At 58.0% G+C, this 22787-nt stretch carries 20 protein-coding genes; 16 read left to right on the top strand and 4 right to left on the bottom strand.

Annotated features, from left to right (window positions below):
• The first annotated feature begins 38 nt into the window (after window positions 1–38).
• A complete protein-coding gene (locus H7C18_RS13675; RefSeq protein ID WP_185129633.1) occupies window positions 39–1046 on the top strand; it encodes a glycosyltransferase family 2 protein in 1008 nt (335 codons plus the stop codon).
• Window positions 1047–1091: 45 nt separating this feature from the next.
• Here H7C18_RS13675 and H7C18_RS13670 read toward each other — a convergent pair whose 3' ends face one another.
• Both H7C18_RS13670 and H7C18_RS13665 read right to left on the bottom strand, forming a co-directional pair.
• Entirely contained in the window at window positions 1092–1991 is a 900-nt protein-coding gene (locus H7C18_RS13670) for a LysR family transcriptional regulator (protein WP_185129632.1), read from the bottom strand.
• A gap of 27 nt (window positions 1992–2018) precedes the next feature.
• Window positions 2019–2177 carry a hypothetical protein gene (locus tag H7C18_RS13665; protein WP_185129631.1) on the bottom strand — a complete coding sequence of 53 codons (159 nt, stop codon included), beginning with the start codon at window positions 2175–2177 and terminating at the stop codon, window positions 2019–2021.
• A gap of 133 nt (window positions 2178–2310) precedes the next feature.
• On the opposite strand from H7C18_RS13665, the gene H7C18_RS13660 reads away from it, so the two are divergent.
• On the top strand, window positions 2311–3321 hold the full coding sequence (locus H7C18_RS13660) for an asparaginase (RefSeq protein ID WP_185129630.1): 1011 nt from the start codon (window positions 2311–2313) through the stop codon (window positions 3319–3321).
• 9 nt (window positions 3322–3330) lie between these two features.
• On the opposite strand, the gene H7C18_RS13655 is transcribed toward H7C18_RS13660, so the two are convergent.
• Window positions 3331–4194, bottom strand: coding sequence for an AraC family transcriptional regulator (locus H7C18_RS13655; RefSeq protein ID WP_185129629.1), 864 nt, complete (start codon window positions 4192–4194; stop codon window positions 3331–3333).
• Between the two features lie 222 nt (window positions 4195–4416).
• Here H7C18_RS13655 and H7C18_RS13650 point away from each other — a divergent pair, with 222 nt between their 5' ends.
• From H7C18_RS13650 to H7C18_RS13640, 3 genes are read left to right on the top strand one after another with little or no spacing between them, the layout of a single operon-like run.
• Complete coding sequence (locus H7C18_RS13650) at window positions 4417–5598, top strand: galactokinase (protein ID WP_185129628.1); 1182 nt, start codon at window positions 4417–4419, stop codon at window positions 5596–5598.
• 1 nt (window position 5599) lies between these two features.
• Window positions 5600–6586, top strand: a complete 987-nt coding sequence (gene galE / locus H7C18_RS13645) for a UDP-glucose 4-epimerase GalE (protein WP_185129627.1) — start codon at window positions 5600–5602, stop codon at window positions 6584–6586.
• A 19-nt stretch (window positions 6587–6605) separates the two neighbouring features.
• Complete coding sequence (locus tag H7C18_RS13640; RefSeq protein ID WP_185129626.1) at window positions 6606–8168, top strand: UDP-glucose--hexose-1-phosphate uridylyltransferase; 1563 nt, start codon at window positions 6606–6608, stop codon at window positions 8166–8168.
• A gap of 504 nt (window positions 8169–8672) precedes the next feature.
• On the opposite strand, the gene H7C18_RS13635 is transcribed toward H7C18_RS13640, so the two are convergent.
• Window positions 8673–8894: a DUF1128 domain-containing protein gene (locus H7C18_RS13635; RefSeq protein WP_185129625.1), complete on the bottom strand. Its 222-nt coding sequence runs from the start codon at window positions 8892–8894 to the stop codon at window positions 8673–8675.
• A gap of 551 nt (window positions 8895–9445) precedes the next feature.
• Here H7C18_RS13635 and yyaC point away from each other — a divergent pair.
• From yyaC to H7C18_RS13580, 11 genes are all read left to right on the top strand, one after another.
• Window positions 9446–9976, top strand: a complete 531-nt coding sequence (gene yyaC / locus H7C18_RS13630) for a spore protease YyaC (RefSeq protein ID WP_185129624.1) — start codon at window positions 9446–9448, stop codon at window positions 9974–9976.
• Window positions 9977–9994: 18 nt separating this feature from the next.
• Window positions 9995–10795: an alpha/beta fold hydrolase gene (locus tag H7C18_RS13625; RefSeq protein ID WP_185129623.1), complete on the top strand. Its 801-nt coding sequence runs from the start codon at window positions 9995–9997 to the stop codon at window positions 10793–10795.
• A gap of 7 nt (window positions 10796–10802) precedes the next feature.
• Window positions 10803–11474, top strand: coding sequence for a DUF6483 family protein (locus H7C18_RS13620; RefSeq protein ID WP_185129622.1), 672 nt, complete (start codon window positions 10803–10805; stop codon window positions 11472–11474).
• A gap of 34 nt (window positions 11475–11508) precedes the next feature.
• Entirely contained in the window at window positions 11509–12735 is a 1227-nt protein-coding gene (locus H7C18_RS13615) for a class I SAM-dependent methyltransferase (protein ID WP_185129621.1), read from the top strand.
• Between the two features lie 90 nt (window positions 12736–12825).
• Entirely contained in the window at window positions 12826–14481 is a 1656-nt protein-coding gene (locus H7C18_RS13610) for a histidine kinase N-terminal 7TM domain-containing diguanylate cyclase (protein ID WP_238357674.1), read from the top strand.
• Between the two features lie 35 nt (window positions 14482–14516).
• Complete coding sequence (locus H7C18_RS13605; protein WP_185129620.1) at window positions 14517–15194, top strand: GGDEF domain-containing protein; 678 nt, start codon at window positions 14517–14519, stop codon at window positions 15192–15194.
• Window positions 15195–15227: 33 nt separating this feature from the next.
• Complete coding sequence (locus H7C18_RS13600) at window positions 15228–15920, top strand: PilZ domain-containing protein (RefSeq protein ID WP_185129619.1); 693 nt, start codon at window positions 15228–15230, stop codon at window positions 15918–15920.
• Window positions 15921–16089: 169 nt separating this feature from the next.
• A complete protein-coding gene (locus tag H7C18_RS13595; protein ID WP_185129618.1) occupies window positions 16090–17949 on the top strand; it encodes a cache domain-containing sensor histidine kinase in 1860 nt (619 codons plus the stop codon).
• Window positions 17927–19513, top strand: coding sequence for a response regulator transcription factor (locus tag H7C18_RS13590; protein WP_185129617.1), 1587 nt, complete (start codon window positions 17927–17929; stop codon window positions 19511–19513). Before H7C18_RS13595 ends, H7C18_RS13590 begins: the two co-directional genes overlap by 23 nt.
• A gap of 107 nt (window positions 19514–19620) precedes the next feature.
• Window positions 19621–21390: a glycoside hydrolase family 2 protein gene (locus H7C18_RS13585; protein ID WP_185129616.1), complete on the top strand. Its 1770-nt coding sequence runs from the start codon at window positions 19621–19623 to the stop codon at window positions 21388–21390.
• 121 nt (window positions 21391–21511) lie between these two features.
• A complete protein-coding gene (locus tag H7C18_RS13580; RefSeq protein ID WP_185129615.1) occupies window positions 21512–22762 on the top strand; it encodes an ABC transporter substrate-binding protein in 1251 nt (416 codons plus the stop codon).
• Window positions 22763–22787: the final 25 nt, after the last annotated feature.

Genomic DNA, 22787 nt, shown 5'->3' with positions numbered 1-22787 from the left:
GCGGACCATATGCGGCGATCAAGCAAAGGGGATTGAAAATGGGCGAACCCGTATTTTTGTCGGTCGTGGTTCCGATGTTCAACGAAGAAGAGGTCATCGAGGCGACGTACGGCAGGCTGAAGCAAGCGCTGGACCCGATCGGGGAGAAGTACGAGCTCGTCTTCGTCAACGACGGCAGCCGGGACCGGACGGCGAACATCGTCAGGGAGCTCGGCAAGGCCGATCCAAGCGTGAAGATGGTGGATTTCTCGCGCAACTTCGGCCACCAGATCGCGGTTACCGCCGGCATGGACTATTCGTCCGGCCGGGTCGTCGTGCTGATCGACGCGGATTTGCAGGACCCGCCGGAGCTCATTCCCGAGATGATCGCGAAGTGGCGGGAAGGCTACGACGTCGTTTACGGGCAGCGGATCGCGCGGCGGGGCGAGTCGTTCTTCAAAAAAATGACCGCGGCGGCGTTCTACCGGCTGCTGCGGTCGATGACCTCGGTGAACATCCCGGTCGACACGGGCGACTTCCGGCTCATGGACCGCAAGGTGTGCGACGCGCTCGGCCGGATGCGGGAGCAGAGCCGGTTCATCCGCGGGATGGTCAGCTGGGCCGGCTTCCGTCAGACGTCGGTCGAATACGTACGGGACGAGAGGTTTGCGGGCGAGACGAAATACCCGCTTCGCAAAATGGTCCGGCTGTCGCTCGACGCGATCACGTCGTTCTCCACGAAGCCGCTTAAATTCGCGGGCGTGCTCGGATTTCTGATGTCGGCGGCCGGGTTCGTCTATTTGCTCGTCGTGCTGTACGAGCGGCTGTTCACGCACCATACGCTGCAAGGCTGGGCGTCGATGATCGTCATCAGCCTGCTGTTTCACGGTCTGACGCTCACGCTGCTCGGCGTGCTGGGCGAATATATCGGACGCACCTACGAGGAAGCGAAGCGCCGCCCGCTATATCTGGTGTCGGACGAGCTCAACTTCGCGGAGGAGCCGGACGATGCCCTGGACCGCCGCAAACGGGAGCGGACCGTCGGCTTGGTCCGGTCGGATCGTTAATGCGGCAGGCAGCCGCCAAAAGCAAGAGGCCGGCCCCTTCATCATTTAGGGGCACGGCCTCTTGTCGTCCGACGCGGCTTCCGTCAACAGCTCAATGAGATGGCGGGTCGCGGGGTTTTTCCATTTTTTGCGGTGGATCACGATTTGGGTATGGAAGACGAATTCCTCGGCCGGGAACGGAAGCTCGATCAGCCTGCCTTCGGCCAGCTCGCGCCGGACGGCGATCCGGGGCAGCAAGCCGATCCCGAATCCGTATCCGACGAACTGCTTGATCGCCTCCACGCTGCCGAATTCGTGATGAATCCGGTACTCGACCCCGCGTTCCGCCAGCAGCTTCTCGAACGCGGCCCGGTACGTGCACGTGCTCTCGGTCGCCACATAGGATTGATGGTGAAGGTCTTCGATCCGGATCGCCGTTCCGCCCGCAAGCGGATGTCCCGGCTCCGCGATCAGCACGAGCGGTTCCCGGCGCAGCGCGATCGCTTCGATATCCTCATCGCGGACCGGCCGGTCCATAATGACGCCGAGGTCGAGCTCGCCCGTCCGGATCTGCTGCAGAATGGTCGTCTCCGGCAGCGACAGCGCCTGCAGGCTGAGCTGCGGGAACGACTCGCGGAACCTGTGGAATACCGGCGGCAGGAAAAAACCGATGAGCGACTCGATCGTTCCGATATGGAGATGGCCGGTCACTTGCCGCGAGATCAAATGCTTGGAATCGTCGTACAACGACAGAATTTGGGAGAAAATGTGATGGAGCTGTTCGCCGGCGGACGTCAGCCGCATCGATCGTCCGTATCTCTCGAACAGAACGACGCCGTACTCGTTCTCCAGCTTCTGAATGTGGGCCGTAACGCTCGATTGTACGTAGCCGAGATTCTCGGCTGCCTTCGTGAAGCTTTGACACCGTGCGATCTCCATAAAGCTTCTAAGATAGGTCAAATCCAAACGGGCTCACCCCCGGGGCCGATCGGGTCACTTGCGCTTGAGGGCGCGGAGAAACGAGAGAAGAGAGTAGGGGCGCGCGGCGCGGGCGGCGCCGTTCTCGGCCAGGCGCTGAAGCTCCAGCTTCCGTTCCAGCTCCCGATTACGGGTTTTCCATATTGTAAAGGCGGCGTAGTCGTGAATCAACATGTTTTTCGTCCTCCCGTCTGCTTGGGTTGGCAATCATCTTACCATCGGGCGGACAGGAAGAGTTAGCCAAGGATTCGAATGGCGGCGATCGGGAAAACCGATGGAAACGCCTAACAAGCGGAGGAATGCGATAATGAGCGAATGGACGGCGATGCCGGACGACGTCCCTCTGGTCGTCGCGACGAGAGGCGAATTGGCGGAAAATGAGCACAAGGGGCGCTGGTGCGTCGTGGCCGCGGACGGCGGCGGGGTGCTGCAGTCCGGCGGCGACGTTCGGGCGCTGACGTACTTGCGCTCCGCCGGCAAGCCGCTGCAGGCGATCGAGCCGCTGCTCGGAGGCGTCGCGGAAGCGTTCCGCTGGGAGGAGCGCCATCTCGCGATGCTGGGCGCTTCCCAGCGCGGCCTGCCGGAGCAGGTGGCGGCGGTGGAGGAGATGCGGGAGCGGGCAGGCATTCCCGAGGACGCGTTCGTGTTCCGGGCCGTCGCGCCGACGAACGCGAAATCTCGCGACGAGTGGGCGAGAGCCGGGGAGGTTCCTCGGCGAATCTATCATACGTGCGCGGGCAAGCATCTTGGCATGATGGCCTGGTGCAAGCTGGAGGGCTGGCCGCTGCAAGGGTACGCCGAGCCGGATCACCCGGCGCAGCGGCGGATTACGGCCCGTGTTCGCGAATGGGCCGGCGCGTCGGACGGCGCGCTCGGCCTCGACGGCTGCGGGCTGCCGGTGGCGGCCGTGCCTCTGTCCGGCATCGCGCTGGCTTATGCGCGGCTCGCCTGTCCGGACGACGCGCCCGATCCGCGGGCGGCGGCCGCGGCCGCGCGAGTGACGGCGGCGATGGGGCGCTATCCGGAGCTGGTGGAGGGCCCGGGCCGGCTGGCGAGCCTGCTGCTGGCCGACCCGAACATTGTGGCGAAGAGCGGCGCGCAGGGGCTGTTCGCCTTCGGGCTGCGCCGCGAGCGGCTGGGCGTCGCGGTACACCTGTCCGATGGCACGGAAGCCGCCTGGGGGCCGGTCGTCATCGCTCTGCTGGAGCGGATCGGCGGGGCTTCGGAAGAGACGCTGGCCGCGCTTCGCGCCCGCTTTCCGCGCATCTATCGCAACGACGCTGGCGCGGAGGCCGGAGCTTGGGAAGCGGTGTTCTAGCGTCCGCGCTCACCTGAGCACGGACTGCCGGTAATCGGTCGGCGTCTCGCCGTAGCGGCGGCGGAACAGCTTCGAGAAGTAGAGCGCGTCCTGGAAGCCGACGGACGAGGCGATCTGCTCGACGGTCAGCTCCGGACGCTCGCGGAGCAGCCGCCGCCCGTGATCGATTCGCGCCTGCGTCAGGAAGGCGATCGGCGTCATTCCGGTCTGCCGCTTGAACAGCCGCGACAGATAGGCGCGGTTGTAGCCGAGCGATTCGGCCATCGACTCGATGGTGACCGGCTCTGCGTACTGGGTGGACAAGTAGCCGATCACTTGGCGGACGAGCTCCTCGCTGTGCGACTCGGGCCTCAGCGCTGCGGTGTCCGCTTCCGCCGCCGCCTGCTGGAGATCGGCCAGCAGCAGATGCAGATGGCCGGCCGCTTGCAGGGACGCCGAGCGGCTGCGGGTGCGGAACGTTTCGAAGATGCTTTTGCACCGTTCGGCCGGCCCCCGCTCCGCTCCCGTATCGACGACCGGCCGCTCGGTTCCCAGCCCCGCTTGGGCCACCAGCTCCGCCGCCTGCGTGCCGGTAAACGCCACCCAGCGGTAGCGCCAAGGGTCCCGCGGATCCGAGACGTAGCTGACGAGCCGGCGCGGGTGAATGAGGAAGCTGTGTCCGGCATGAAGCTCGATTCTTAGATCGCCGGCCGCGAACGTTCCGTGCCCGGAGATGACATGGTGCAGCAGGAAATAATCGACCACCTTGGGCCCTACCCGGTGCTCGGGGCCGGTCTGGCTTTCCCCCGCGAACAGCACGGTCAGTCCATCCGGCTCTCCGGTCTCCGAATGGATCGGATTCGAAGCCATCCGGTACGTCGGCGCTTTGGGCATGCGGTTGCTTCCTCCTCTTCGTTCGCGCACGGTCCGTCGGCCGGACAGGGCTGTCCGGACGTACGCTTTTTCCCATTGTAACACGTCCTCCCGGCTCCCGCCGCTTGCGAAAGTCACATTTCTCCATACGAAAAACACATCCCGCCATTTTCCGAAATCGTCCGCGATCGTTATACTGGAGATACCAAAATCAGCTTGCCACAAGGAGAGAACATCAACCTTATGCCGCAAATTACGGAACTTACGCAAGAATTCGTTCGCCGCTTCGGCGGCGCGGAGGCGGACGTCCGCGTCTTTCATGCGCCGGGCCGCGTCAACCTGATCGGAGAGCATACCGACTATAACGGAGGGGCCGTTTTTCCGGCGGCGCTGACGTTCGGCACCACGCTGCTCATCCGCCCCAGAAGCGACCGGAAGCTGGGCCTGGCGTCGACGAACTTCCCGCTGTCCCGGGAAGTGTCGCTCGAAGGGCTCGCCTTCGACGAGAAAGACGATTGGACGAACTATCCCAAAGGCGTGGCGTGGGAGCTGGAGCAGCGCGGAATCCGCTTGACCGCCGGCTACGACATGCTGTTCCACGGAGAAATTCCGAACGGCGCGGGCCTGTCCTCCTCGGCTTCGATCGAAGTCGTTACGGCCTTCGGCCTGCTGACGATGGAAGGCAAGCCGACCGACACGGTGCAGATCGCTCTCTGGTCGCAGCACGCCGAGAACGAGTTCGTCGGCGTCAAATGCGGCATCATGGACCAGTTCGCCGTCGCCAACGGCAAGAAGGACCATGCGATTCACCTCGATTGCGACACCTTGAAGTACGAACTCATTCCTTTCCGTTCCGGAGATTACAAGCTGGTCATCGGGAATACGAATAAGCGCCGCGGACTGGTCGACTCGAAGTACAACGAGCGCCGGGCGCAGTGCGAGCAAGCGGTTCAGGATCTGAAGCAGGCGTTCCCCGAGCTGACGCTGCTCGGCCAGCTCACGCTCGCCGAGTTCGAAGCGAACGAGCATTTGATCCCGGACGAGACGGTCCGCCGCCGCGCGCGCCACGTCGCGTGCGAGATCGACCGCGTGAAGCGCTCGATCGAAGTGCTGGAACGGGACGACCTGGCCGCCTTCGGCTTGCTGATGAACGCTTCGCACGACTCGCTGCGCGATCTTTATGAAGTGACCGGCGCCGAGCTCGACGCGATGGTCGACGCGGCCCGCCAAGTGCCGGGCGTGCTCGGCTCCCGCATGACGGGCGCGGGCTTCGGCGGCTGCACGATCTCGCTCGTGCACCAGGATTCGGTCGAGCGTTTTATCTCGGAAGTGGGGGAGAAGTACGGGGCGGCAACCGGCCTGAAGGCCGATTTCTACGTGTGCGACATCGGAGACGGCGTGCGCGAATGGAAAGGGGAGGCGTAACATGGCGGTATTGGTAACGGGCGGCGCGGGCTACATCGGTTCCCATGCGGTGGCGGCGCTGCTCGAGAAGGGCGAGGACGTCGTTGTCGTCGACAACCTGTATCAAGGGCATCGCGAGGCGGTGCTCGGCGGCAAGCTGTATGTCGGCGATCTGCGGGACGAAGCGTTCCTGAACCAGGTGTTCGCGGAGAACGACATCGACGGCGTCATCCACTTCGCGGCGAATTCGCTGGTCGGGGAGAGCATGCAGAATCCGGGAAAATATTACCATAACAACGTCTACGGAACGCTGTGCCTGCTGGAGGCGATGAAGAAGGCGAACGTGAAGCGGATCGTGTTCTCGTCGACGGCTGCCACGTACGGCGAACCGGAGAAGGTGCCGATCGGCGAATTCGACCGGACGCTGCCGACGAACGCTTACGGCGAGACGAAGCTGGCCATGGAGAAAATGATCCGCTGGTTCGACCATGCCCACGGCGTCAAGTTCGTCTCGCTGCGGTACTTCAACGCGGCGGGCGCGCACGCGAGCGGCAGGATCGGCGAAGACCACAGTCCGGAGTCGCACCTCATTCCGCTGGTGCTTCAAGTGGCGCTCGGCCAGCGCGAGTTCATCTCCGTATTCGGCGAAGACTATCCGACGGAGGACGGCACTTGCATCCGCGACTACATCCACGTCAGCGACTTGTCCGACGCCCACGTGCTGGCGCTGGACCGGCTGCGCCAAGGCGGCGAGAGCGCCATTTATAACCTGGGCAACGGGACCGGCTTCTCCGTCAAGCAAGTAATCGAGCTGTCGCGGGAAGTGACCGGCCACCCGATCCCGGCGAAAATAGAGCCGCGCCGCGCCGGCGACCCGGCCGTGCTCGTCGCCTCGTCGGACCGAGCCCGCACGGAGCTCGGCTGGAAGCCGAGCCGCGACAAGCTGAAGGACATCATCTCCAGCGCTTGGGAGTGGCATCGGAACCATCCGCACGGCTACGGCAAGTAAAACGGGAGGCATCATCGATATGAACGCATCATTGACAGACCCGGCTTTCGTCGCGGGACAGCTTCGGCGGCTCGTCGACTTCGGCTTGCGGGCCGGGCTCTTGGAGCCGCTCGACGAGGACGCGGCGCTGAACGCCCTGCTCGATCTGTTCCGGTTGGCCGAACCGGACGCCGCCGGGGCGAATGAGAGCGAAGCCGTGCCGGACAGCGCGCCTCCGCTGCTGGAGCCGCTGCTGGACGCCGCCGCGGCGCTCGGCCTCATCGAGGACGATACCGTGACGTCCCGCGACCTGTTCGACGCCCGCATCATGGGGCTGCTCATGCCGCGCCCCTCGGAGACGGCTTCGCGCTTCCGCTCGCTGGCGGCCGAGAAAGGCATCGCCGCCGCGACGGATTGGTTTTACAAGCTGAACATCGACTCGAACTATATCCGGATGGACCGCATCCGGAAGAACGGCTACTGGCTTCATTCGACCGATTACGGCGATCTGGAGATCACGATCAACCTGTCCAAGCCGGAGAAGGATCCGCGCGAGATCGCCAAGCTGAAGACGCTGGGCCAGCAGGCGCACTATCCGAAGTGCCTGCTGTGCAAAGAGAACGTCGGCTACGCGGGCCGCATCGACCATCCGGCGCGGCAGAACCATCGCGTGCTTCCGGTGACGCTGCAGGGCAAGCCGTGGTTTTTCCAGTACTCGCCTTACGTTTACTATAACGAGCACTGCATCGTCCTGAGCGGCGAGCACGAGCCGATGCGCATCTCGCACGAGACATTCGCGCGGCTGCTCGACTTCGTCGAGGGCTTTCCGCACTACTTCGTCGGCTCGAACGCGGACTTGCCGATCGTCGGCGGCTCGATTCTGAACCACGACCACTTCCAGGGCGGACGGCACGTTTTCCCGATGGAAAAGGCGGCGGCCGACGGCTGGCGCACGAACGAGGAAGGCGTGAAGGCGGGCATCGTCAAATGGCCGATGTCCGTCATTCGCCTGCAGGCGACCGATCGGGCGGCACTGCTGGGCACGGCGTGCCGCATTCTGGACGCTTGGCGCGAGTACGGCGACGCGTCGGCGGATATCTTCGCTTATTCGGGCGATACGCCGCACAATACGATTACGCCGATCGCCCGCATGAAGGACGACGGCTCGTATGAACTGGATCTGGTGCTGCGCAACAACCGCACGAGCGAGGAGCATCCGGACGGGATTTTTCACCCGCATCAGGAGCTTCACCACATCAAGAAGGAAAACATCGGCCTGATCGAAGTGATGGGCCTGGCCGTGCTGCCCGGCCGCCTGCAGCAGGAGCTGGCGCAGATCGCCGACCTGCTGACGGGGCGCGCCGCCTATGACGCGGCCGCTCTCGCGGCGCCGTCGCATCCGCTGGCCAAACACGCGGACTGGATCGCGGAGCTTGTCCGGGCCCACGGCACGGGCGTCCCGGCGGCCGATGCCGACAAGCTGCTTCAGGCGGCGGTCGGCGACAAGTTTCGCGCCGTGCTGCTCGACTCGGGCGTCTACAAGGACACCGACGCCGGCCGCGCCGCATTCGAGCGCTTTCTCGCGAGCGTGGGCTTCCAGTAAGCTACGCACTCGGGTTGCGGCTTTCGCGGCTCGCATTTAGCCCGCTTTTCCCGTTCGGTTCGCTCGGGGAGCGGGCTTTTTTGGGCTGCGGCGCGCAGACGTAAGTGCGATTCCGCTTCTTCCGGGTCCGGAGAAGATGCCCTCTTCCATAACACGGAAAAATCGAGTTACTGGACGAGCTAGATGGACTGGAAGCGAAATAACGAGGAAAAATCGAGCTACTGGGCGGACGAGGCAGGTCGGAAGCGGAATAAGGCGGAAAAATCGAGTTACTGGACGAGCTAGATGGACTGGAAGCGAAATAACGCGGAAAAATCGAGTTACTGGGCGGATGAGGCAGGGTAGAGGCGAAATAACGCGGAAAAATCGAGTTACTGGGCGGGCGAGATGGGTCGGAAGCGGAATAACGCGGAAAAATCGCGTTGGCGGGAGGGTTCGCAGCAAAGCAAGCAAACGCGCTGAAATCGCCCGGCCGTGGCACCGGGCGATTCTGGCGGATCTGCGCTAATTCCGAAGCCTGCCGAGCTCGGAGACGAGCGCCTCGACTTCGCTGATGCTGAAGCGATCCTTCGAGACGACCATGTCGTAGATGTCCTTGATATCCTCGTAACGGTCGACAGAGAAGTGCGACGCTTGCATGGCCGCGCCGGAAGCCATGCGCAGCTTGGTCTTGATTTCTTCGATCATGAATTCGACGTTTTCCCGGGATGGGCGAGACAGATCCATTCGCATTCTTCCTCTCTGCAAGTACCGGCCGAATAGCGCGGGCAACCATTCCGCTTTGCGAACGGTGCGGCGGCTCCTTTGAAGCATTTCGCAGCCGCCATCGATATCATCCAAGCGGCTTCGCCTGAAGCGAAAGGGTCGGACCGGCTTGCCAAACTTTCGGTTCCTGCCCATTGTACCATACGGGACCGGGCCTCGATACGGCCCTTTAGGGACCCCAATGGCCGTTTTAGTGGCTTTCCGCGGCTTGCCGTGATACCCTGATGGCATAACGTTTCGGCAAAAAGAAGGAGGGGTCCGCCATAACCGACGATAGAACCGGCAATCCAGGCACGGCGCGCCAAAGGGAGTCGGCTCCCCTCGCCGGCTCGGCCGCCGCTCCGTCGTCAAGCCCAGGATCGGGGGAAGAAGCTTCCGGAGTTCCCGACAGAGCCACCGGGCAGCAATCCCAATCCGGCTTCGGCTCCGCGCAAGGCATAGACTCCGAAGCTTCGCGGCTAAAGGCGCCCGAAGGCGGCCGTCCGGCCTCGCGGATCACGGGAGCCGAAGGCATGCGGAGCTTCCTGAAGGCGGTCGCGGAAAATCATCGAGGCGAGCCGATCGTATTCTTGTGCATCGGCACGGACCGCTCGACGGGGGACAGCCTCGGCCCGTGGGTCGGAACAATGCTGCGGAGCGCGCTCCTGCCGGCTAGCAAGGTCACGGTCATCGGCTCGCTGGAACATCCTTGCGATGCGGACCGGCTGCCCGGCGTGATGGCATCGCTCCCCGAGGGAGTCGCGGTCGTCGCTATCGACGCTTCCCTTGGACGGTCTGAGAACGTCGGCAAGTACGCCGTCGCGGCCGGGCCGCTGCAACCGGCTAGAGCGGTGGGCAAGCCGTTCTCGCCGGTCGGAACCTACAGCGTGGCCGCCATCGTCGGCGCGAACGGGCCGAAGCCGTATTGGACGCTGCAGACGGCTTCGCTTTATCATGTGATCGGACAGGCTCAGGAGATTGCGGACGCGATCGCGGCGGGCTGGGGGGACGGCGCCGATTTGAATTCGTGGAGACCGATTCGTTACAATAACGGTAATTCATAGAGAGGACGTGAATCCGACATGCCTACCGCCAAGCTGGCCAATTCTTTGCGGGTCGCTTACGCCGACGAAGGGCGGGGAACGCCCGTACTGCTGCTACATGGCTACTGCGGGAGCCGCCGCTACTGGGACGACGTGCTGCCCGCGCTGTCGGCGAGATTCCGGGTGATCGCCCCCGATTGCCGCGGACACGGAGAGACGGAAGCGACCGGGGGAAGTTACGCGATGGAACAGCTTGCCGAAGACGCCGTCCAATTGCTGGACGAGCTCGGCGTCGACCGGGCGTTCGTGCTCGGCCATTCCATGGGAGGTTACGCGGCGCTCGCTCTGAGCGAACGTTATGAAGACCGGCTGCTCGGGTTGGGACTGCTGCACTCGACAACTTTCCCCGACGACGGGGCGGGCAAGGCCGGGCGCGAGAAAGTGGCGAAGCGCGTCGCGGAGGAAGGCATCGCCGGGCATATCAACGATCTGATCCCGAAGCTGTTCGCGCCGGAGCATCGCGAGTCCATGCCGGAGAAGCTGCGGACAGCGCTGGACATCGGCTACGGGACGTCGCCGCTCGGCGCGATCGGCGGGGCGCTCGGCATGAAGGAGCGGCCGGACCGCCGCTTCGTGCTGGAGCGGCTGAGCGTTCCCGCGCTGCTGCTGGCGGGCGAAGCGGACGCCGTCATCGCGCCGGAGAAGCGGTTCCCCGTATCCCGGGCCGATATTTCGGCAGTAGAATTGGCCCGCTGCGGGCATATGGGGATGATGGAGGCTCCGGAAGCTTTCGCGGAAGCGATCGTATCGTTTGTCCGATCAAACGGGGAAGAAGGTTGAGGGACCGATGTACAGCCGCGATTACCTGATGAGACTGATCTCCCAGACGACGTCCATGCTGGCGCAGATCATGGGGCTCAAAGAGCAGAAAAAGCATGAAGAAGCGATGAACCTCATCGACGAATTTTTGAATCGGGAATTGCGGCTGCGCACCCGGCTCGCCCTCGGCTTGTCGGACGAAGACCTGCTGCAAATGCTGAGCGTGGGAGGCCAACCCAACCTGGAGCAAGTGGCGATGATGGCCGCATTCCTGCAGGAAGAAGGGGAGCTCCTGGAAGAAGAGGGGCGGCAGGCGGACGGTTTGCTGCGGTACGAGAAGGCGCTGCGCCTGATGCTTTACGTCCTGCGGGAAGGGGGGGAAATCCCCGCGCTTCGCTTGACGGAGAGGTCGGAACGGCTGATCCGGATTCTCGCTCCGTTCGAGCAGGAGCCGGAGACGAAACGGGCCGTCTGGCGCTACCGGGAGAGCGGCGGGGATTGGGCGGAAGCGGAAAATTTATTGTACGAGCTGTACGACGACGGGGCGGCGACCGAAGAGGACGGGGCGGCGTTCTACGACAGACTGGCGGAAAAGGACGACGATTTGCTCGAGCAAGGCGGCCTCTCCCGCCAGGAGCTGGAGGAAGGGCGAAGGCAGTGGCTGTCGCTGACGGACAGCGCCAAGGACGCGGCCCGGTAACGGGAGGCAGCATCGGGAAAGGAAGGCAATGAGAATGAGCGCGCAGACACAGCATGAAGAAGTAAGCAAGCTGATCGAAGATATCGTCCGGGAGGGAAACCTGCTGCAGGCGACCTTCAGCCAGCCGAGAAGCAAGGAAGACGGCACGGCGGTCAAAGTGTCGGTACGTCCGGTTCGGCTCAAAGGCGGTCTCGCCTATCAGTTCGAACGGCGGGTCGGCGCCAAGGCGCTGCATGCCAATCTGGCCCCCGACGAGGCGGCGGCGGACATGCTCCGGTTGACGGAGGGTTACCGCCAGGCGCTGCTCAAGACCCCGGATGAGGACATCCAGATCCTGGTCGGCAAGAAAGGCAAGCCCGCCCTGCTTCGCCGTCCGCCGACGGCCAAGGACCGCTCGGCCGCTGCTCCGGCCGTCCACAACCGGACCAAGTCGTACGTCCTGCCGGAAGGAGAGCCGGTCCCGTTCCTCGCGGAGCTGGGCGTCATGACCGAAGACGGCCGGGTGGTCAAAGCGAAGTACGACAAGTTCCGGCAGATCAACCGCTTCCTGGAGACGGTCGTCGACGTGCTGCCCGCGCTTCCGGAAGACCGTGAGCTGACGATCGTCGATTTCGGCTGCGGCAAATCGTATCTGACCTTCGCGCTCTATCATTTGCTGTCCGTCAAAGAACGGAGAAACGTACGGATTTACGGTCTCGATCTCAAAAAGGACGTAATCGAGTCGTGCTCACGGCTTGCCGGGCGACTTGGCTGGGACAAGCTCCATTTCGCCGTCGGGGACATCTCGCAATACCGCGAGACGAGCCGGGTGGACATGGTCGTTACGCTGCACGCCTGCGACACCGCGACGGACGCGGCGCTGCTTCAGGCGATCGGCTGGGAATCGCGGGTTATTCTGTCGGTTCCGTGCTGCCAGCACGAGCTGTTCGGCCAGATCAGCCAGCCTCTGCTCAAGCCGCTGCTGAAGCACGGCTTGCTCAAGGAGCGCTTCTCTGCGCTCGTCACCGACGCCGTCCGCGCGCAGCTGCTGGAGCTGGCCGGCTACCGGACGCAGCTTCTGGAATTCGTCGACATGGAGAACACCCCCAAGAACCTGCTCATCCGCGCCGTCCGCACCGGCCGGCCGGCTTCCTCCCGGGAACAGCTGGAGGAGTATGCGAGAATGAGAGATTTCCTGGGCATCTCCCCGTATATGGAAAACCATGCGGACGGCAGACTCTCCGCCTTATTGCGCGGCGAGGACAAATCGAATACAATCTAATTGATATTGTCGAAAAAAACCAGACTATGGTAGAATGAAGGAATTAAGTCCCACAATTTCCGGGAACAGAAACGTGAAAAGGTGAACGCCTTGGGACTCTTTCGACCTGATTTTCTTCTATTCGCATGTCTGTTCGTCCTGTTCGGGATCGTCATCGCAATTAACCGAATCACCCTTACGCACAAGGTCTATTTGGCGTTCCACTTTGTGATGATGCTTTGGCCGCTCGGGCAGTTCGCGGTTTCGACCACCGACCTTCCGCAGTACCAGGCGCTATTCTCTCAGATGTCTTTCGCAGCAGTCGGATTGCTCGGTCCCGGCTGGCTTTTTTTCGTTCTGTTCTTGACCCAGCGCTCCTCCCTGCTTACGCCGGCGCGCGCCGCTCTGTCCATGATTCCTTCGGTTCTGTGCATTGCGGCCATCGTCTGGAATCCGCAGCATTGGTTCTTCAGGCCGATTGACGGGCAGTACGCGGAACGCGGTTACGGTCCGCTTTTTTGGCTGCTCGCTTTGATCCAATTGGGCTACTTTTTCGCCACGCTGATCTTCATGTTCCAGACGCTGAAAAACGATTCCTCCGTCAACAAACGCAAGCAGATCGCCGCCGCCCTGATCGGAATGTTCGTGCTGACCGGCTTCGCCGTGCTCGATATTCTCGTCAACGTGCTGCTTCGCGACTCGCTTCCGGTCATTCCCGGGCTGATGTCGCTCGGCCTTCTACTTGCCGACTGCTGCTTTATCCTGGCCGTTTACCGCTACGGGATGTTCGATATTCTGACGATGGCCCAGCAGGATATCGTCAATCACATGGCGATCGGCATCGTCGTCATCGACGAGGAAGGCAAAGTGCTGGAGTCGAACCGGGGAGCGCGGCCGTTCGTGTCGACGGCCAAGGGCGGAATCTTCAGCATGGAAGCCTTCCTGGCGCCGGTGGAAGCGCAGGAGGAGGTCCGCGAGTTTCTGTATCGCTACCGTCACCATCCGGAGGAGAGGATGCGCACGGACGTCAGCCTGGCGGACGAACGATACGTGTCCGTCGAGATCTCCCCGGTTCTGGACGAGACCAAATCGGCGCTGGGGCGGGTCATCATGCTCCACGACGTGTCGGAGCAGCGGAAGCTCGTCGACGAGATGAACCGCAAGAACGAGGCGCTGCATGAGCGCAATCTGGAATTGATCACGATCCAGGAAGAGCTGTTCCGGGTGAATCAAAAGCTGGAGCAGATGGCCATTACCGACAGTTTGACCGGATGCTATAACCGCAGGTTTTTGATGCAGCAGCTGGAGCATGAAGTGCTGCTGAATTTGCGGTACCGCATTCCGTTCTCCATCTTCCTGTTCGATATCGACCATTTCAAGCAGATCAACGACATCCACGGTCATCTTGTCGGAGACGAAGTCATCCGCCGAACGGCCGACGCCGTGCGGACAAGCCTGAGAAGAACCGACATCCTGGCACGGTACGGCGGAGAGGAGTTTACCGTCTACTTGCCCCACACGAACCAGGAACAAGCCGGAATGCTGGCCGAGCGCATTATGCAATCCGTCATGGAGAACCGAGTCGAAGCGGGACGAGAGAAGGTCGGAATCACGATCAGCATGGGCATCGTCTCGGTGGATACGTTCGACCAGCAGGTCGTGGAAGTCAAGGAATACTTGCGCTCGCTGTTTTCTCGCGCAGATTCCGCCTTATACAAAGCGAAGAACGAGGGACGCAATCGGGTCATCGTGGCCCAGACAAGCTGATCGGGAAACAAGGCGATCGAATGGGGGAGAGAAGGATGGGCAACGTGGGGCGCCGCTGGGGGTGCGGACTGGCAGTGTCGATCGGAGCCGCGGCAGGAGCACTGTCCGCGTTTGCAACCGACGCGTGGACGTTCGCCGTCTGCTCCGGGGCCGGCTTCGCGGCCGCTTTGCTTCTTCCCGGCTGGCTGCTCGGCCGCAAGTACGACCGGGTCGTCGCCGAGTCGGAGAGGGACTGCCTGACCGCCTTGTTCAATCGAAGCTTCATGGAACGCTGCTTCTCCGGCCTTTCCGAACAGGCCACGCGGGGCCGCAAGAAAATATCGGTGACGCTCGTCGACGTCAACGATTTCAAATCGATCAACGATACATACGGCCACGGGGCGGGCGATCGGGTGCTTGTCCAATTGGCCAAGGCGCTGCAGACTTGCTCCGATCGGGGCGAGATCGTCGGCCGCTGGGGCGGAGACGAATTCGTGCTGCTCAGCCCTTACGCAGAGCGGGGGAGTTCCCCCTCGCTGCACCGCCACATCGCGGAGCGTATGGAGCAGCTCTCCCGCCAGGAGGACAAGCCGATCTCGGTTGCTGTCGGAACGGCCGTTTTTCCCGAAGACGGCCTTTACCTGGACGAGCTGCTGCACGAGGCGGACCGGCGAATGTACGCGGACAAGCTTGAACGCAAGCGGGGAGAAAGTCCGAGCCGGATGAACGCGTAATAGGCTTGCCGATCATGACATAGGGAGGGCGCAATGACGGGCAAGGGATCGACGGGCCAGGACAAGGAATTGTTGTCGCTGAAGGTGCTGCTTCATTGCAGGACGGTTGTGGAGAAGACGAATTTCGTGTCCACCGGAGTCATGACGCAAGTAGAGGGCGAGCTGTTCGAAGTGGAGCTCGGCGAGTTCGAATTGTTCGAGCTGGGGGAGAAGGTCAAGCTGACGGTGTACTCGCCGGCGGGCATTCAGACGTTTCATTCGATCGTCTTCGCCAAATACGAAGGAGCCATCGCGGTCATTCAGCCCCCGGTCGTGGGCCAGCGTTTTCAGGAAAAAAGAGAATTTTACCGCGTGGAAGCGGATGGGGTAGCCCGGGTCATGCGCGTCGTTCGCGACAGCGGCGAAGTGAAGCTGCTTGCAGCCCCGTTGGAGGCTATGCTCAGCGACATCAGTCTGGGCGGCGTCGGCCTCGTGACGGCGGACGCTTATCCGGAACTGGAAGCGGCGAAGCGCCTGGGCGCGGTGATCGACCTGGGGTTCACCTTCGCTTGCGATCTGGAGATGGTCAGACGAGAGCGCAGGGACCAGCTATTCGTATACGGATTGAAAATGAAAGTTCTCGATCCGGAAATGCTCCGTCCGCTGCGGGCGTTCCTTCTCCGCCGCCAGGTGGAGAAGCATATTATCAGCCGGGAAGAATCGTCGCGAAAACGCGGCATGAGCTAAGCCATCCTTTGGCGGATGGGCGGGAAGAGCGGACAGCGTCCGGGCCGGAAGCGGCCCGGCTTTTTTTTGCCCGTCGGCTTGGGCGCTTTCCATAGATTGACGCCAAGGATTCCGTGCACAAATGTCTAATAACTAGAGGAAAGCGACAGAAGACTGGGGGAACTGTCATATGAAGCTGAATTCTGCTTTGCGGAAAGCGGTAAATGTGAATAGAAATTATTACAAAAATTTACTTTTGAGAAATAAAATAGCTATTATCTTTTCCTTGCTTGTCACGATTATGCTGATCATACAAGGAAATATTTTCTATTCCTATTCTGTTAGAACCGTAAAAAATGAAATCATGAATCAAGCCAAGCAGACAGTGGAGCAAATCAGTTTGAATATCGATACGTATTTTAATTTTATCAATACATTGACCATGAATATCGCTGCTATGGATACCATAAGCGAAGCGGTTAAAAATTACGACGTCAACAATCCCAAGTGGGTCGACTACAACAGCTATCTCAAAAGTATCCTCGGGCAATATCCGCTTACGATCCAGTATGTTGTAGACGCTATCATGGTAAAAGACGGGTTCTCCATTACCGATAAGTCGTCATCCGTCCGGAAAGACTTTAATTTTTACAAGCAGCCTTGGTTTATCACGGATAGCAGCAACAGGCTGAAAGTCTCCTTCTCCGAACCTCATTTGAACAATTACTACTACAACAATTCCAATGAAAAGTATGTCATCTCTGCCATCGTCCCGGTGAGAAATTGGCAGGAGAGCAGCAAAACCCAATATGGGACCTTGGTATTCGATATCGGCATCGAAAAAATAAGCAATATTTTCAACGAAATGAATATAAGAAACTCTCAAACGATCTATATCATCGATAGTAAAGGCAAAATCATCGCAAACACGAACAGTAAACTTATCAATACGGATCTCCAATTGCCGTTTTTGAATGAAGTATTGGACAATGAAAAAGGGTCTTTCGTGAAAAATTCGAATGGCGGCGACCTTCTGGTGAACTATTCGACTTCTCCCATCACGGGTTGGAAGACCCTGATCATCACAGATATGACGGAGTTGCAGCACGTATCCGAAAAAATGGGGCTCACGACGGCCATCATCGTCATAGCGGGTATTTTCATTGCCATTTACTTTTCCGCATTCGTATCGACGAGAATCACCAAATCGATTTCCAGACTAAAAAATAAAATGTACGAAGTCAGCATCGGCAATTATCATGTCAAAGTACCGGTTGAAAGCAATGACGAGGTCGGCATCCTAAGCAAATATTTCAACAGCATGGTGGATGAGCTGAAAAAACTGATCGATGAAAATTACATTGTCAGGATCAAGCAAAAAGAAGCCGAGATCCATGCGCTGCAGGCCCAGATCCAGCCGCATTTCTTAAATAACACCCTGCAATTGATCCATTCCATGGCCGTATTGGGCAGAAACGCTGATATTGAAAAGACCATCCAAATGCTAAGCAGCCTGCTGGATTATGTGCTCTTTGAGAACGAAGATTTCGTATCGATCAAGGACGAGGTTCGATATCTTGAATGCTTTTTGCAGATCCAATACGGCAGCAATAAACGGCTGAATTACAGCATTCAGTTGGATGAAGCGCTTGAGCTTCATGTGATGCCCAAATTGCTGCTGCAGCCTCTGGTTGAAAATGCGTTGATCCATGGATTATCAAACCGGACTTCAGCTTGCGTGATCGAGATCGAGATCAAATTGGAAAATTCCTTTGTCACGTTCCGTATACATGACAATGGAAAAGGGATGTCGCCGAAGGAGCTTGAACATGTCTACGAGAGGATGAAGAAAAAGGATATGAATGCGAAGAGCATCGGACTGCGCAATGTCTATGAAAGAATAAAGCTGAAATATTACGAGGAAGGAATGCTTGAGATCCAGACCAAAGAAGGAGAGGGAACGAGCATTCTGATTAAAATACCCGAGAAGTATATGATCAACGCTGCAGCAAGGAGGTTGAAGGATCATGAAGATACTGATCGTCGATGACGATGAAATCATTGTGGAAGCGATATGCCAATTGATCAGAAGGTCCGGTATCGATCTTGTCATTGCAGGAACCGCCTACAATGCAAAGGACGCCATCCGGATTGCCCAACGGGAAGCTCCCGATATGATTCTTACCGACATCTATATGCCCGAAATGAACGGAATCGATCTGATGCGTGAAATCCACAACCAAGGGATGAGGGCCAAATTTATCGTTCTAAGCGCGTACAGGGATTTCGCCTATGCCCAGCAATCGCTCAAATTCGGGGCTTCGGAGTACATTTTGAAACCGGTATCAGAGCAAACGCTGGCCGATACCTTAACCCGTGTCATGACGATCATCGTCGACGAAAACAAGGAAAAGGATCTGAAACGGGAATTGGTAAAAGACAGACTCTACTATGCCTTAACCTCCGATAAAATGCGTGAAAAGAACGAATCGGCCCTTAACAGCTTGTTGCCTTCCGATGGCGAGGAAGGGTGCTTTAGAGTTGCCGTATTCGAATTCAACGAAATCGATAGCGAAGTCAATCTGTACGACAAGGATAATGTCATGGAAGTCGTTCAAATCATCCAAAGCATTTTCTGCGATCCTTCTCCGAATATCGTTTTTGACCACGACCCTCATCATATTGTCGTTCTGATGAAAGCCTATCAAAGCCAATGCGGGAATGACGCCGGGAATATTTTGATCGGTCATGCCATAAAGGCCAAAAACGAACTCATGGCAAAGTTGGGGCTTAAAACGAATATAGGGATAAGCAATCCGGTAAAGGCAAGATCCGATCTTCCATCCGCGTACAAAAAGGCCGTTTATGCGACAAGAAATAAATTTTATATGGGGATGGAGACCGTTACGGTCTTTGACGGCCGGAAAGAGATGGACACGGATCTTACGAACCTTATGAGTACCATATCCAAAAAGGTCGTTGAACTGGCCGAACAGATCAATCTTTTGGCATCCGAGAAAGCACGGGGTGCCCTCGACGAAATTTTTGAGATGTTCTCTGAAAATAGCAGCTTGCATCCTGACAGTATCTACACGGCTTGTTTTGAAATCGTTCTTGTCCTGAAATACGAAACTTCAAAGCTGATGCCGGACTGGCAGACACACCAACGTCTTTTTAAATTAACGATCGACGATATAAGAAAATACGGCACGATGAAAGAGATCCATCATTTTCTGGTCAAGCTTGTCGCGAATTGCATCGCGTCCCTGTCGCAGGAGCAGCAGGAAGGCGGGTCTGCCGTTATATCCAAGGCCATCAAGTTTTGTAAAAACAACTTATCGTCAGATATAACGCTGGAGATTATGGCCGAGCACCTCAATATGAATAAGAGCTACTTCTCCTTTTTGTTCAAAAAGGAAATGGGAGAGAACTTCTGGAAATACCTTACGCAGCTTAAATTGGAAAAAGCCAAAGAATTGCTGACGGAAACGAATCTGAAATCCTACGAAATTGCCGAGATGGTGGGATATAAAAATGCGAGTCATTTCGGCAAGGTATTCAAGGAGCATGAAGGCCTGACCCCTTCCGAATACAAAGAAAAGCATATCTATTGAAGTCCCAAATATCCGAATAGAAATCCAAAAAGCCCGTTATTTCAAGATGCGCATTCCGGGTTTAACATGAAATTGTAATCGGACAGCTTATTCAAGGAGGAAGCACGATGCTGAATGACAAAGCAGTGCCAAGGCCGGAATATCCGCGGCCGCAGATGGTACGCGACCGATGGATGAATCTGAACGGCGAATGGGAATTCGAAATGGATCATGGCAAAAGCGGCAGGGCAAGAAAGCTCCATGCAGCGGATCGGCTTGCAGGGAAGATCATCGTGCCGTTCTGCCCCGAAAGCAGCCTTTCGGGCGTGGAGTATAAAGATTTCATGGCATCCGTATGGTACAGGAGGGAGTTTCACGTGCCTGCCGAATGGCAAGGGCAGAGGGTCCTGCTGCATTTCGGGGCGGTGGACTATGAAGCGGAGGTCTGGATCAACGGAGTTTCCGCCGGCAGGCACCAGGGAGGCTATTCCCCCTTCTGGATAGACATCACAGATCTTCTGGTTGCCGGAGACAATACCGTTACCGTGTGCGCCGAGGACGATATCCGCTCAGGCTTGCAATCAAGGGGCAAACAGAGCGCCCAGTATCATTCTCACCAATGCGATTATACCCGAACAACCGGAATCTGGCAGACGGTCTGGCTGGAGTGCGTTCCCCGGCATTATATATCCGGGTTGAAATATATCCCCGATCCTGATAATCGCTGCTTGCATATCGAAGGGTCGTTGATTGGAGAAGCCGACGGTTTCGTCTTCAGCGCTGAAGCCACGTTCGGTTCAAAGAACGCCGGAAACGGTCGCGCGGTCGTTACAGGACAGAAGGTTGAATTGACCCTTTCGCTTGCGGAAATTCATCTCTGGGAGCCGGGAGTGCCAAATCTCTACGATCTCGAGGTCCGACTGTATCATGGAAATGAATGCGTTGACAAAGTATCGAGCTATTTTGGCTTGCGATCCGTCAAATGGAACGATCGTGCGATTCTCATCAATGGCAAGCCCATCTTTCAAAGGCTGATTCTGGATCAAGGCTTCTATCCGGACGGCATTTATACGGCTCCCTCGGATGCCGCATTGAAAAACGACATCGAAATTTCCATCGGCTTGGGCTTTAACGGAGCGCGGCTGCATCAGAAGATCTTCGAACCAAGGTTCCTGTACTGGGCCGACAAGCTTGGATATCTCGTATGGGGAGAACACGGCAGCCGTGGACTGGATATCACCTCCCCCATGGGCCTGGAAAGAATGCTGCCGGAATGGATGGAAATTGTTGAAAGGGATTTCAACAGTCCTGCCCTGATCGGATGGTGTCCTTTTAATGAGACGTGGGACGTCAAGGCGGGTCCGAGCCGGATCGCGCAGGATGACGAGGTGCTGCGGATTGTCTATCATGTCACCAAAGCGATCGATCGCACGAGGCCTGTCATCGATGCAAGCGGCAACTATCACGTTATAACGGACATATTCGACATCCATGATTATGAACAGGATGTGGAGAAATTTTCCGCCAGATACGAGCCGATGAAGACCGGGGGAGAAGTGTTCAATACATTCCCGGACAGGCAGAAATATGAGGGACAGCCGTATTTCCTCAGCGAATACGGCGGCATCTGGTGGAACCCCGAGCAGAAGGACGACAAGTCATGGGGCTACGGGGACAGGCCGAAGAGCGAAGAGGAGTTTATCGCCAGATATAAGGGGCTGACGGATTGTTTGCTGGATAACCCCCGGATCTGCGCCTTCTGCTACACCCAGCTTTACGACGTGGAGCAGGAAGTGAACGGCTTGTACACCTATGACAGAAAATCCAAGTTCGATCCCGAAATCATCCGGAAGATCAATTCGCGTACGGCGGCGATAGAAAAAGAAAGCTCCCGATAAAATCCCGTCAATATCGCCTCCCGTACGCCGATCAGGGACTGGGATTCCGCCAAAGTCGCAAGCGGGGGGCATTATAAGACATAATTTTAAAGCGCTTACGAATGAAAAGAGGAGGATCTACATGAAAAAACCGGTCGCTTTGCTGTCGAGCTGTTTGATCGTCTTCTCCGTCTTATCGGGGTGCGGTAACGGTTCCGGTTCGAATGATTCAACAAAGCCTGAAGAGCAAGATAAAAACAAAGTGCATATCAGTTTTGAAACGACGCATAACCCGGCTCTCTTTGCGGAATTTAAGGCGGACTTCGAGAAGAAAAATCCAAATATCATTTTAGATATGACCTATATAGACGACAACAACAACAACTCGGCAGCCAAGCTTGCAGCAGGAACGGCGCCGGATATTATCGGCGTAGATGCGAATAGAGTCAAGGGCGGCTTCGCGCTCGACTTGACCGGCCAACCGTTTATCGACAGACTGACGGATACGGCAAAGCTTAGCGTCCAGGAACCCGACGGGAAATTTTACAAGGTTCCTTTGGATACATGGTTTCAAGGCATCATGTACAACAAAAAGATTTTCGCGGAAAACAACATAGAGGTTCCCAAAACATGGGACGAATTTATCAAAGTTTGCGAGAAATTAAAGGCGGCAGGTATTAAACCGATCTCAGCGGGCAATAAAGCCGGAGACGTTCTTGGGAAGGAAGCCATCGGCGTCATCCTGTCGACAGGTGCGATCAACGAGCCGGATATTGAGGCGGGAAAAGCTACCTATTCCGAAAGATGGAAAGCGGGACTTACGGAATGGTACAAAATCGTTCAGGCCGGATATGAAGGAACCGATTCCTTCGGCATGACCGTGGACGATATGATCAACGAGTTCCTGGCGGGTAAAGTCGCCATGATCGATATGGGGAACTGGCAGGTTGCAGACATGCACGAGAAAGCGCCGGACCTGGAATTCGATACCATGCCGTATCCATCCGTTGAAGCAGGACAGGATCGATGGATTGTCGGCGGCTCGGGCGGCGGATTCGGGGTATATGCGCAATCGAAGCACAAGGAGGAAGCACTTGCATTTCTGGACTATGTCATGACGCCGGAAGGCAATGCGCTCTATATCAAAGCCTCGCAGGGCGGCCCGACCGTAAAGGGCGTCGAGACGGAAATCGATCCTTCCATGAGTGGAGTGTCGGATGCTTTGGAGGCCGGTCGAGTCTATGCCCCTTGGGAAAGTCTGAAAAAGATAGGCGGAGGAGCCTTCATTAGAACTTGGTTCAAGATCAATCAAGAACTGATTGCCGGCGGCAAGACCGTCGATCAAGCCCTGAAAGAGTTGGACGATTACGTAGCAAGCCAACTGAATCCGTGATCTTGCTTTCCTATAACGGGACCGA

Origin of the sequence: Cohnella zeiphila (assembly GCF_014212055.1) — a bacterium.
Taxonomy (GTDB): domain Bacteria; phylum Bacillota; class Bacilli; order Paenibacillales; family Paenibacillaceae; genus Cohnella; species Cohnella zeiphila.
The sequence above is the reverse complement of the archived record's forward strand: the minus strand, read 5'-3'. Positions and strand labels throughout refer to the sequence as shown.